This window comes from Dellaglioa carnosa, assembly GCF_026948345.1.
GTDB lineage: Bacteria > Bacillota > Bacilli > Lactobacillales > Lactobacillaceae > Dellaglioa > Dellaglioa algida.
On the sequence record NZ_JANXLI010000001.1, the window covers coordinates 520,275 to 532,188 of the forward strand.

Genomic DNA, 11,914 nt, shown 5'->3' on the forward strand with positions numbered 1-11,914 from the left:
TTATTACTGACCCCCTGAACATTTTTACTTTCTTAGTAACCCCAATGCATTACTTGCTGCTTGTTGTTCCGCTACTTTCTTAGAGTGTCCAGCACCCTGTCCGATAATCTTGCCATCAGCACTAACAGTCATCACATATTGTCTGTCATGTTCCGGTCCAAGGTCATCAACGACATCGTACGTAATCACGATATCACCATCTTTTTGTAAATACTCTTGTAGCGACGTTTTATAATCCATAACGTGATCAAACCATCCCAAATCTAATTTAGGAAAAATAACTTTCCTAATAAATGTTTCGACGGCTAATTTACCCTGATCTTGATAAAGCGCTCCTACAAAAGATTCAAAAATATCACACAATAATGCAGGTCTTTGACGCGCATTCGCTTTTTCTTCACCTTTACCTAAGCGAATAAATTCATCAAAGCGACATTCTTTAGCAAATGCACTGAAACTCTCCTCACAAACCATTGCGGCTCTCAAACGTGTTAATTTGCCTTGTGGTAGCATCGTGTATCTCTGATATAAGTATTCTGAAACCGTTAACTGTAAAACGGCATCCCCTAAAAATTCAATTCGTTCATAAAATTTTAAATTTTCTTTTGGATGTTCGTTTACATATGATGCCTGTGTAAATGCTTCGTCCAACAAAGCAACATTCGTAAATTTAATACCAAAATCTTCTTCCAACATTTCGTTTAGTCCTTTTATCATTTATTATCCTCCATTTATTATCATTAACGCTCTTACAATTATACCCGTTTTATGAATTAAAGGGTACTTAATACGCAAAAAAGCGCTGGCAAACTGAATTGCCTCGACGCTTTTACAAACCTATTTAATTTATTAATTTTAATAATTATTTTAAGTTAGCTTTGATGAAAGTAACAACGTCTCCGATGGTTACCAAACTTTCTGCATCTTCATCAGAAATTTCTGCACCAAATGTATCTTCAAGTTCTAAAACAAATTCAACAACATCTATTGAATCTGCGTCCAAATCTTTTTTAAAGTCTAAATCAGGTGTAATCTTTTCCGTTGGTAAATCAAAATGTTCTTCAATGATTTTAGCAATCTTTTCAAAAATTTCTTCTTCTGTCATTCTAATAACCTCCTTTTAAATCATGACGTAATTTTAACCATTTTCCAGAGAAATGTCTAGTTAATTTTGCGTTTTATCAGTCTCTTTTTCAAAATAGTCAACAATATTAGGAACCATGTTTGCGTTAACCATATCGTTAGTTTGCTTAATGGTGTAGTAAATTGACTCAGCTTTACTTGAACCATGGGCCTTCACAACAGGCGCTTTGACTCCTAATAAAACGGCACCGCCATATTTTGGTGAATCCATTTTGTTTTTCAATTGTTTCAAACTTGGTTTTAATAAAAGCGCACCTATTTTAGCACGTAATCCACCACTCATAATGGCACTTTTTAATAAAGAAAACATCCCTAAAGCAGTTCCCTCAACTGATTTCAAAACGGCATTACCGGTGAAACCGTCAGAAACGATGATATCAGCTTTACCAGAAAGTAAATCATTAGATTCGATATTACCCACAAAGTTTATTTCAGGATCATTCAATAATAATTGGTATGCTTCTTGCGTCACTTTATTACCCTTGTGAGGTTCAGAACCATTATTTAAAAGACCGATCTTAGGCTTTTCAATATGGCGAACATTTTTAGCGTAGTAATTCCCCAATACAGCATATTGGTGTAAATGTTCAGGCTTACTCTCTGCATTTGCACCTGCATCTAATAAGTTAACAGTTCCATCATTAGACATAACAGGTAATGTTGCCATTAAGCCAGGTCGTGAAATACCTTTAATCCGGCCGATTACAAAAAGACCTGCGGCAAGTAACGCTCCCGTATTTCCACATGAGAAAATGGCATCATTTTCGCCATCTTTAACGGATTGAGCCGCTAAGACCATTGACGCATTTTTTTTCGAACGAATTGCCTTAACTGGTTCATCATTCCCGTCGATTTCTTCATCAGTATGCACTATTACAATATTTTTATCGTCGTTCAAAAATTCACGAATTCTTTTTTCATCCCCATACAATGTAAATTGAATCGTATTATCTTCATTTCTAGCGCGTTCAACACCCTCAACGACTGATTGAGGTGCAAAATCGCCACCCATTGCATCAACTGCTAATTTCATAATTATCTTATTCTCCCAACTTGTTTAATCGAATTTTAAATCCGTATTTTGGTGTTCTTTTAAGTAATCATTTAATGGTTTAAATTCGGGATTATTTTCAAAATCATCCCGAAATACAATTTCATGTGCTTCTTGTTGAGCAACTTGCAATGCATTAATGTCGCCTATTGGGTCACCAATTTTAAATTCAGGAATCCCCGACTGCTTGCGACCTAATACGTCTCCAGCACCCCTTAACTCTAAATCTTTTTGAGAAATCACAAAACCATCCGTTGTCTCCGTCATAATTTGCATTCTTTGAATACCAAATTCGTTCTTTGGATCCGCAATTAAAACACAGTACGACGCTTTTTTTCCTCGACCAACTCGTCCTCGTAATTGATGTAACTGCGCTAACCCAAAGCGTTCTGCGTTATATATCATCATGACAGTCGCATTAGGCACATCAACCCCAACTTCAATAACCGTTGTTGACACTAAAGCCTGGTACTTATTCGCCTTAAAGTCAGCCATCATTTGGTCTTTTTCGTCATTCTTCATTTTACCATGTAACAGGCCAACTTTATATTTTGGTTCAAATATTTCTTTCATATTCTCATATAAAGCTAACGCATTTTTCAAATCCAAAGTTTCCGATTCGTCAATTAATGGCGTAATAATGTAGGCCTGTGATTCCTGAGCTAACTGTTCTTTAATTAAATCAATGCCTTTTCCCACCTGAGAACTTTTTAACCATGATGTCGTAATTGGCTGACGTCCCGCGGGTAATTCATTAATCGTGGAGACATCCATTTCGCCGTAAGCGGTGATTGCAAGCGTTCTCGGAATTGGCGTAGCCGTCATTGCTAAAACGTCTGGTTCGGCACCTTTTTCTCTTAAAATACGTCGTTGATTCACACCGAATCGATGTTGTTCATCAGTAATTACCAAACCAACGCGTTTAAATGAGACATCCGGTTGGATGATAGCATGTGTTCCAATAATCAAGTTTACTTCTCCTGACTCAAGATGAGCTAGCAACTCACGTCTAGCCTTCACCTTCATTGACCCCGTTAAAAGCGCAACATTCACTGGAAAGTCCGCAAATAAGGTTACCATATTGTTAGCATGTTGTTCAGCTAAGATTTCCGTTGGTGCCATTAAGACAGCCTGATAACCAGCCGTTATGGCCGCGTACATAACTATTGCTGCCACGATTGTTTTACCCGATCCAACGTCTCCTTGAAGTAAGCGATTCATATGAATAGGTTGCTTCATGTCAGCACAAATTTCATTAACTACCTTTTTTTGGGCGGCAGTTAACTCAAAAGGTAATGTTTGAATAAATTTTTTTAATTCATTATTTTGATAATTAATTTTAATTCCATAATTTTTAGTATCAGTCTTTTTTACATATTGTAATTTTAACTGGAATAAAAAGAACTCTTCAAAGATAGCCGTTCGTTTTGCTTCATGAAAATTTTTTTCATCCTGCGGAAAATGAATATCATGAAGCATCATTTTACGATTTACTAAACGATACTTCTGAATTAATTCTGTCGGTAACAACGAGCCGACCTCATCGGCATATTGTTCAAACGCCTGGGTAATTAATTGTCGAATTGCCGTTTGGTGAATATCCTTAGATGACCGGTAAATTGCAGCTAATCCATCATCGGTTTGTTTAGTTAATAATTTCATTCCAGACAAACTTTTTCGCTTATCGTCCCACTTACCGTACACGGCAACTTCCTTACCAATCTCAAATTGCTTCTGCAGGAAAGGTTGATTAAAGAAACTAACAGTTATATTACCGTCATCAACTAGTAGTCGAACATTTAACAAATTTCTTTTCTGACCAAATCTAACTAAAACGGGCTCAGAAGAAACAGTGCCTTTTAATGTTACTTTTTCTTGATCCGTAATCTCGGATAACTTTTTCGCTTTTAAATCATCATATCGATAGGGGTAAAACGTTAATAAATCTTCAATAGTATTAATACCTAACTGGTTAAGTGCCGTTAATTTTTTAGGTCCAACACCCGTTAAAACGCCGACTGAATCATCTAATGATGCCATTTTGATACCTCACTTTCCTCAGAATATAAAAAAAAAGGAGAGAACATAGCCTCATCCCGCCTTTATTTTATGTTATTTTATTCAACCGAAATTAAATAAGGATAAACCGGTTGGTTTCCTTCATGAATTTCAACTTCTAAATCTTCATCAATTTCGTAAATAGCCGCTTCGATTTCTTTAGCCTCAGCTTCAGAACCATCTTCACCCACAATAATTGTGATGATTTCACTGTCTTCATCCAACATTTCCTTAGTCATTTCGATGGCAACTTTTTTACGATCATTATCGGTTACTTTGATGCTACCATCAATGATCCCCATATAGTTGTCTTTTTTAATTTCAACGCCTTCAATCGTTGTATCACGCACAGCAATTGTTACTTGTCCAGAAGTTACTGTATCCAAGTTTTCAATCATAACCTCTTTATTTTCTTCTAATGTACTATCAATATTAAATCCAAGCATTGCCGTCATTCCTTGAGCGATTGTACGACTTGGTACAACAACTGCGGGAACTGCTGATACTTCAACAGCTTGTTCAGCAGCTAGGAAAATATTTTTATTATTAGGAAGAATAATAACATTTTTAGCTTTAGTTGCTTCGATGGCTTTAACAATATCTTCCGTACTTGGATTCATTGTTTGTCCACCACTTAAGATGTAAGAAACACCTAAACTCTTAAATAACGTTGCGACACCGGCACCAGATGAAATTGAAATAACTGCGATTTCGCTAGGTTCCACACTTGTATCAGCTGCTTCGGCTTCTTCTTCGTCATTTTCTAAGATTGTTTCGTGTTGTTGGCGCATATTATCAACTTTAACTTTAATTAATGAGCCATAATGTTGACCGTAAGTCATTACCTCACCGGGGTTTTCCGTATGAACATGCACTTTAACAACTTCGTCATCGGCAACAACGAGCAATGAGTCACCAATTTCACTCAAATGATTTCTAAATTCATCATAATCAAATTTTTGATCAACTAGACGACCAGCACCTAATTTAAGCATAATTTCCGTACAGTAACCAAACTGAATGTCTTCAGTACTTAATTGACTTTGGACACTTTGATGGTGACTAGCATTAACCATTTCGTCCATCTCTTTTTCGTTTGGTTTATATTCTTCACTAACCGTTTCCTTACCAGTTAATGCATCATAAAAGCCTTCATAAACGAATGTTAATCCTTGACCACCTGAATCAACAACACCGACTTCTTTTAAAACAGGTAATAAATCAGGTGTCGTTGCTAAGGCCTTCTTAGCTGCCTCATAGGTTGCTTCCATAACGACAATAACATCGTCACTTTCAGAAGCGGCTTTATTTGCCGCCTTAGCAGCTTCTCTGGCAACCGTCAGAATAGTTCCCTCAGTTGGTTTCATAACAGCTTTATAGGCAACTTCTACCCCGCCTGTTAGAGCGTCTGCTAAATCAGTAGCAGTTAGGACTTCTTTAGATTCAATTCGTTTGTAAAAACCTCTAAAAATTTGTGATAAAATAACACCCGAATTACCTCGAGCGCCCATTAACAAACCTTTAGCTAAAATTGAAGATAATTCCCCAACATGTTCAGAAGGTGAATCTTGAACATATTTTGCACCACTTGCAAATGAAAGGTTCATATTAGTACCTGTATCACCATCTGGCACTGGAAATACGTTTAATGAATTAATAAATTCGGCATTTTTAGCCAATCGTTGTGAACTAATTTGGACCATTTGTCTGAATTCTTGGTCCGTAATTTCTGTTACAGTCACTTCGTCTTCCTCCTCGGTCACTACTAAAATAGCTGGTTACTAATCGCCTAGTACGCGAACGCCCTGTACTAACACGTTTACTGAATTAGCAGATACACCTAGCATCGTTTCTAAATTGTATTTCACTTTTTCTTGGACATTACGACAAACTTCAGATATTTTTGTGCCATAGCCAACAATAATGTAAACATCAATAGCAACACCATTATCTTCTTGGCGAACAACAACACCTCTAGAATAATTATCTCTTCTTAAAATTTCATTTACATTGTCACGGATTTGGTTTTTACTTGCCATTCCGACAATACCAAAAATTTCAGTTGCGGCACCGCCGACAACTGTCGCAATAACTTCATTATCAATATCAATCGTACCAAATTGCGTTTTGATCTTAACAGCCATAAGAATAGCCTCCTTATATTTTCACACAATCAATAAGAGTATTTTATCATAGGATATGGTAGAATAAAAGAAAAATAGCAGCCAAGTAAATCCAATTCCCCAACACGTGGGAATTTCAAGCTGTCAAGCAAATTTACTTGAAAGAAAAGTATTGCATTATATGGTTAAATATGATATTTTTGTTTAGGTAAGTAAGCATAGCTTTGCTTTTTAAGTGAATTGCAGAGGAGGATATGAATATGGCAAAAGATTTTATTACAGGACGTAAGACTACTTTCGGTAAGAAACGTTCTCATGCATTGAACCAAACAAACCGTAGCTGGAAACCTAATTTACAAAAAGTTCGCATCTTAGTTGATGGTAAACCTAAAAGAGTTTATGTATCTGCTCGCGCTTTGAAGTCAGGTAAAGTTACTCGTGTTTAATTCAATTTAAAAAGACTCAGCATTACGCTAAGTCTTTTTTTTTGCCCTATTTTTCATCATCGCGACTTTGAATAACCGCAACGACTCCTGATTTAAAACTAAACTCACCTGTATCCCCCACAAATTCGTTACTTGCTAGCGAGACCGGGTATACAAAATCGGTTTTATTCAACGTGTATTTTTCATCTATTAAACTTAAATGGGTCACCTGAGTCAACGGAATAAATGCAAGATATTTTTTCCCGTCTTCTTTCACCAAATGGTAACTTCCCGGTTTAAAAAAACGAATTGAATTTTGCTTATCAACTAAACATATTTTTTCAAACATCGTGTTAAACGGTTCTCTAAAGATAAAAAATAAATTAGCCAATAAATGATCAATTCGACCACCCGTCGCACCATAAATCATTACTGTATCAAATGTAAAATTCGCAATGGCTTCTCTCAAAGCCAATTCAGTATCCGTATCATCCTTTTCAGGGTTAGCCGTTTTAGTATGCCTACTGTGTTGTGTCACTAATTTAAATTCAGATTCAGTCATTGAATCAAAGTCACCAATTGACAACTCTGGTGTAATACCTAATTGAACTAATCTTAATGCACCCCGATCGACACCTATCCATGGACCCTGAATATTTCCGACAACCAATTCGTCTGGCCACTGTTCCTTAGGTCCACCAACTAAGATATTGAGGATCATTTTGTTGATTCTCTCAACTTATTAATTTGTTCAGTTGGGTTATCGCTATTGTAAATATATGATCCGGCAACTGCAACAGTTGCACCACTTTCAAGACATTCTTTAATCGTTTGGTCGTTAATGCCGCCATCAACTTCAATATCAAAATCATAATTTTGAACTTGTTTAATGCGGTCTAATTGATCAATTTTACGTTTCATTTCTGGAATAAACGATTGACCACCAAATCCAGGGTTAACGGTCATTATAAGTACTTGATCAACAAGTGGTAAAACTTGTTTAATAGTTTCTAATGACGTTCCTGGGTTAATCACAACTTCAGCTTTAACGCCTAGTTTTTTAATTTGTTGAATCACACCAAAAATATGTGCTGTTGCTTCAACATGGACACCAATAATATCAGCACCCGCTTTAGCAAATTCTTCAATATATGTTTCTGGGTTTTCAACCATCAAATGACAGTCTAAAACCATTTTTGTTAATGGGCGAATTGCTTCAACCACGTTTGCGCCAAAAGTTAAGTTAGGCACAAAGTGACCATCCATAATATCAATATGTAGGTACTCTGCTCCTGCTTGATCGACTACCTTAATATCCTTTTCCAAATTTGCAAAATTAGCGCTTAAAATCGAAGGTGATAATTTCATTTTGGTCATCTCATTTCTTATAGTTTGGTTTTTGATCAACAATCAATTGATTGAATTGTAAATAGTTTTTATAGCGACTCTCTAGTATTTCTCCTTGTTCTAGCGCTGCTTTAACTGCACATTTAGGTTCCTTAATGTGCAGGCATCCTCTGAACTTGCATCCCACAGATAGTTCATTTAATTCTGGAAATAATTTGGGTAGTTCTTCTTTTGACATATCAAACAAGTCAAAAGATGAAAATCCTGGTGTATCAGCAATCAATCCACCGGCAATAGGCATCAAGGTTACTTTACGCGTTGTATGTTTCCCACGATGTAATGCCTTTGATATTTCAGCCGTCTGTAACTCTAGTTCCGGCATAATCTTATTTAATAATGTCGATTTACCGGCCCCAGTCTGCCCCATCACAACTGCGATTTTACCTGGAAAAGTATCTTGTAACGATTTAACCACATCATCCTCATTTTCACCAAAAGGAAAGAATGTAGGATAAATCTTGCCATATGCTTCAATAATGTCACTTAATTCTGTCACTTTTCCTTCGGGAATAAGATCACCCTTTGAAAAGTATAAAACGGGTCTAACATGGTGCGATTCTAACATAATTAGTTGTCTGTCCAACAAATTACTCGAAAATGCTGGTTCAACACACGATGTCACAACAATTGCTTCATCAATATTAGCAACCGGTGGGCGAATCAAACTGTTCTCCCGTTCATGAATACTAAGAATGTAACCTTCTTTTTTATTTTCAGCTTTAAAGTCAACCCAATCGCCAACTAACGGAGCCTGATTTGAATTCCTAAAATTACCTCGAGCTCTTGTTCGATAAGTTTCTCCGTCAACATCAACGTCATAAAATCCACTTAGCGATTGTCTAATCTGACCTGTTACCAATAAATCAACCTCCTCTAGACAACATAATGTAATCGTTTTATATTGCTAACTAAAAAATTAGGTAAAAAGTTACCTTCTACCTAATTTTACCACATCTTTTATTTAATTCTTAGTGACATTACCATTTTCCGCAATTACTTTATCATCACGTAAAATTTTGTACTTACCTGATTTACCGGAATCTACAATAAATGATAATTTAAATTCAGTATCCTTCGTAATCGTTTTTCGCTCATACAGGGTGTCAATGTTATGTGTCTTATCTTCAATATAGACTTCAATAACATTTTCGTCCGTTTTTGATTCTGAAGAACTCGAGCTGGAGCTGGAACTTGAACTATCATCTGATGACTCTTCCTTATCTTTATCAGATGAGCTTGTACTTTCCGTAACAATTGATTTAAACGGAACCGTTATAGTTCTTGTGAATTCATCCGTTGTCTCTTTTTTTCCTTTAGAGATAGTGACGGATAGACTACCACCTTTAGACATATTCGAACCCGCCGTTGGAGATTGTTTAACAACTTGCCCCTTTTCAACTGAATTTGAATAAGCCTCACTGATTGATAATCTAGCACCGATTTCAGTAGCGTAATCTTGAACACTCTTTGTCGTGTAACCAGATAAATCTCTAAGTGTAAACATTTCAGGCCCTGAACTAACGGTTAACGTTATCACGGTATCACTTGGTACCACTTTATCGCCTGCCGAAATATCTTGTTCCATAATTTCATTTTCAGTTACGGAGTCCGAGTGTTGTGTCTCTTTCTCAACAGTAAATCCATCTTTTTCCAGTGTTGATTTAACGTCGGAATAGGTACTACCAACATAATTTTCCACCGTAATTTTAGATTTCCCTTTTGACACGATCACATCAACCTTATTTTCTTCGCGAATTGTTTCATTCTTTTTAGGCGCGGAGTTAATAATATCCCCGCTAGAAACAGTTTCGCTGTTAGTTCGAGTAACTTTACCTAATTTTAAATTTTTATCTGCCAAACTTGATTTAGCTTCGCTAATTGTCATCCCACTTAGGTCGGGTACCTTAACTTCTTTTGGCGAACTGGTAGCAACGACAACCCCACCGACAATAAGCATCAGTAAAGCAACCATAATAACGCCAACAGTCCATTTTTTACGGCGACTCATTTTTTTCTTTTTATCTGCCGTTACTTCTGGTTCTTTAGTCGTGTTTGATGCTTCCGCAGCGTTCTTATCAAGTACCGGTAATACCTTCGTTTCACCGCTAACTAATACTTCAGGATGCCATTTTTCTGCGTCTTTTTGCGATAAAGATTTACTTAACGCAATTGACATCTCTTCAGCAGACTGGAATCTATCTTGTGGGACCTTGCATGTTGCTTGTAGGACAATATTTTCAAGAGATTGTGGAATACTAGGATCAAATTCACGAACGGATGGAACTTCACTTTGGAAGTGCTTCAAGGCAATCGAAACGGCTGTTTCGCCTTCAAAAGGAACCTTTCCAGTTAACATTTCATACAAAATGATACCAAGTGAATAAATATCCGAACGTTTAGTTGCCATGCTACCTCTGGCTTGCTCTGGTGATAAATAGTGAACAGAACCTAATAAGGTGTTTGTTTGCGTCAACGAATGATCAGCTAATGCTACTGCAATTCCGAAATCGGTAATTTTAGCATTACCTTCTTCATCAATTAGAATGTTTTGCGGTTTTAGATCACGATGAATAATATTATGATCATGGGCCACTTCCACGGCCGATAATATTTGAGTCATAATATCAATAACGACTTGGTATGGAATTGGGAATTGTTTTGTGATATACGTTTTTAAATCGTATCCCGCCACATATTCCATCACCATATACTGGAATCCATCAACTTCACCAACATCATAGACACTCACAATATTAGGGTGGACTAATTCAGTTGTTGCTAAAGCTTCCCGTTTAAAACGACGGATGGTATCTTGATCATCCCTTAAATCAACTCGTAAAACTTTTACTGCTACTGGTCGATCTAATATTAAATCAGTTGCAAGATAAACGTTTGCCATACCGCCTTCACCCAGCGATTTAATTATTCTGTAGCGCTCATTAAATATCATGTCAGGTTTCATTTTACCGTCCTCCGTCGATTATCATTAACTAGGAGAACTGTAATATTGTCTAATCCACCTGCTTTGTTTGCCATTCGAATAAGTTCTTCACATTTTTCTTCAAGACTTTTTGGATTTTCCAAAACGGCTTTCATCTCACTGTCAGAAACCATATTGGTCAGGCCATCCGTACATAAAACTAGTAAGTCACCCGGTTCAGAATCATTAACCGCAATATCAGCATCAGCGTCTGAAGAAATCCCTAAACTTCTCGTAATCATATTTTTTTGAGGATAATTTTTAGCATCTTCCGCTGATAATTCTCCACGTTTAATTAATTCATTAACTAATGAGTGGTCTTCAGTCAATTGGTAAAACTGTCCAGCACGCAATAGATAGCCTCTACTATCTCCAATGTTGGCAACAATAAACTTGTCCTCAAAAAAGACGGCACATACCATCGTTGTCCCCATACCAGAAAGATCTTCATATTGATTAGATTTTTCAATAATCTTTTTATTTTCCATCTCTACTTCTTTGGTGATCCATTTAATCGCGTCACTAGGTTCACCAAAGTCTGTTTCTTCAAACCGAAACCCCATGTGTGAAACGGCCATTTTCGAAGCAACATCTCCGCCTAAATGCCCGCCAATGCCATCTGCGACCATCACGAAAGAAATATCACTCTTGTTTTTAAAAACGCCAACATAGTCCTCGTTATTTTCTCTAACACTACCTACATCTGTTTGATAGGCAACCTTCATAC

At 36.7% G+C, this 11,914-nt stretch carries 12 protein-coding genes; 1 reads left to right on the forward strand and 11 read right to left on the reverse strand.

Translation table 11 applies throughout. The annotated features are described in order from the left end of the window. Window positions 1-24: 24 nt before the first annotated feature. The 6 genes from rnc to N0K80_RS02540 all read right to left on the reverse strand — a co-directional run bounded on the left by rnc (window position 25) and on the right by N0K80_RS02540 (window position 6,396). Window positions 25-717: a ribonuclease III gene (rnc, locus tag N0K80_RS02515; protein WP_269023675.1), complete on the reverse strand. Its 693-nt coding sequence runs from the start codon at window positions 715-717 to the stop codon at window positions 25-27. A gap of 145 nt (window positions 718-862) precedes the next feature. Further along, window positions 863-1,105, reverse strand: a complete 243-nt coding sequence (acpP, locus tag N0K80_RS02520) for an acyl carrier protein (protein WP_057973459.1) — start codon at window positions 1,103-1,105, stop codon at window positions 863-865. A 60-nt stretch (window positions 1,106-1,165) separates the two neighbouring features. Beyond that, a complete protein-coding gene (gene plsX / locus N0K80_RS02525) occupies window positions 1,166-2,176 on the reverse strand; it encodes a phosphate acyltransferase PlsX (RefSeq protein ID WP_269023676.1) in 1,011 nt (336 codons plus the stop codon). A 24-nt stretch (window positions 2,177-2,200) separates the two neighbouring features. After that, the gene (gene recG, locus N0K80_RS02530; RefSeq protein ID WP_269023677.1) at window positions 2,201-4,234 is read right to left on the reverse strand and encodes an ATP-dependent DNA helicase RecG; all 2,034 of its coding nucleotides are present in this window, start codon (window positions 4,232-4,234) and stop codon (window positions 2,201-2,203) included. 77 nt (window positions 4,235-4,311) lie between these two features. After that, complete coding sequence (locus N0K80_RS02535) at window positions 4,312-5,994, reverse strand: DAK2 domain-containing protein (protein ID WP_269023678.1); 1,683 nt, start codon at window positions 5,992-5,994, stop codon at window positions 4,312-4,314. 39 nt (window positions 5,995-6,033) lie between these two features. Next, on the reverse strand, window positions 6,034-6,396 hold the full coding sequence (locus tag N0K80_RS02540; protein WP_057973455.1) for an Asp23/Gls24 family envelope stress response protein: 363 nt from the start codon (window positions 6,394-6,396) through the stop codon (window positions 6,034-6,036). Window positions 6,397-6,635: 239 nt separating this feature from the next. Between N0K80_RS02540 and rpmB the strand changes: the two genes are divergently transcribed. Then, window positions 6,636-6,821, forward strand: coding sequence for a 50S ribosomal protein L28 (gene rpmB, locus N0K80_RS02545; protein ID WP_057973454.1), 186 nt, complete (start codon window positions 6,636-6,638; stop codon window positions 6,819-6,821). Between the two features lie 46 nt (window positions 6,822-6,867). Here the strand turns inward: rpmB and N0K80_RS02550 are convergent, their stop codons facing one another. The 5 genes from N0K80_RS02550 to N0K80_RS02570 form a co-directional block, all read right to left on the reverse strand. Beyond that, window positions 6,868-7,521 carry a thiamine diphosphokinase gene (locus tag N0K80_RS02550; protein WP_269023679.1) on the reverse strand — a complete coding sequence of 218 codons (654 nt, stop codon included), beginning with the start codon at window positions 7,519-7,521 and terminating at the stop codon, window positions 6,868-6,870. Further along, window positions 7,518-8,168, reverse strand: a complete 651-nt coding sequence (gene rpe, locus N0K80_RS02555) for a ribulose-phosphate 3-epimerase (RefSeq protein WP_057973452.1) — start codon at window positions 8,166-8,168, stop codon at window positions 7,518-7,520. Before rpe ends, N0K80_RS02550 begins: the two co-directional genes overlap by 4 nt. Window positions 8,169-8,178: 10 nt before the next feature. Beyond that, window positions 8,179-9,066 (reverse strand): ribosome small subunit-dependent GTPase A, encoded by an 888-nt coding sequence (gene rsgA / locus N0K80_RS02560; RefSeq protein WP_057973451.1) that lies wholly within the window; start codon window positions 9,064-9,066, stop codon window positions 8,179-8,181. 102 nt (window positions 9,067-9,168) lie between these two features. Beyond that, complete coding sequence (gene pknB / locus N0K80_RS02565; RefSeq protein ID WP_269023680.1) at window positions 9,169-11,169, reverse strand: Stk1 family PASTA domain-containing Ser/Thr kinase; 2,001 nt, start codon at window positions 11,167-11,169, stop codon at window positions 9,169-9,171. Beyond that, the gene (locus tag N0K80_RS02570; protein ID WP_269023681.1) at window positions 11,166-11,912 is read right to left on the reverse strand and encodes a Stp1/IreP family PP2C-type Ser/Thr phosphatase; all 747 of its coding nucleotides are present in this window, start codon (window positions 11,910-11,912) and stop codon (window positions 11,166-11,168) included. The genes pknB and N0K80_RS02570 overlap by 4 nt, the downstream gene beginning before the upstream one ends. Window positions 11,913-11,914 lie beyond the last annotated feature (2 nt).

What these genes read in the sequence shown, in the direction of transcription:
- rnc (WP_269023675.1), bottom strand. Translation starts at nt 717, where the DNA reads ATGATAAAAGGACTAAACGAAATGTTGGAAGAAGATTTTGGTATTAAA.
- acpP (WP_057973459.1), bottom strand. Translation starts at nt 1,105, where the DNA reads ATGACAGAAGAAGAAATTTTTGAAAAGATTGCTAAAATCATTGAAGAA.
- plsX (WP_269023676.1), bottom strand. Translation starts at nt 2,176, where the DNA reads ATGAAATTAGCAGTTGATGCAATGGGTGGCGATTTTGCACCTCAATCA.
- recG (WP_269023677.1), bottom strand. Translation starts at nt 4,234, where the DNA reads ATGGCATCATTAGATGATTCAGTCGGCGTTTTAACGGGTGTTGGACCT.
- N0K80_RS02540 (WP_057973455.1), bottom strand. Translation starts at nt 6,396, where the DNA reads ATGGCTGTTAAGATCAAAACGCAATTTGGTACGATTGATATTGATAAT.
- rpmB (WP_057973454.1), top strand. Translation starts at nt 6,636, where the DNA reads ATGGCAAAAGATTTTATTACAGGACGTAAGACTACTTTCGGTAAGAAA.
- N0K80_RS02550 (WP_269023679.1), bottom strand. Translation starts at nt 7,521, where the DNA reads ATGATCCTCAATATCTTAGTTGGTGGACCTAAGGAACAGTGGCCAGAC.
- rpe (WP_057973452.1), bottom strand. Translation starts at nt 8,168, where the DNA reads ATGAAATTATCACCTTCGATTTTAAGCGCTAATTTTGCAAATTTGGAA.
- pknB (WP_269023680.1), bottom strand. Translation starts at nt 11,169, where the DNA reads ATGAAACCTGACATGATATTTAATGAGCGCTACAGAATAATTAAATCG.
- N0K80_RS02570 (WP_269023681.1), bottom strand. Translation starts at nt 11,912, where the DNA reads ATGAAGGTTGCCTATCAAACAGATGTAGGTAGTGTTAGAGAAAATAAC.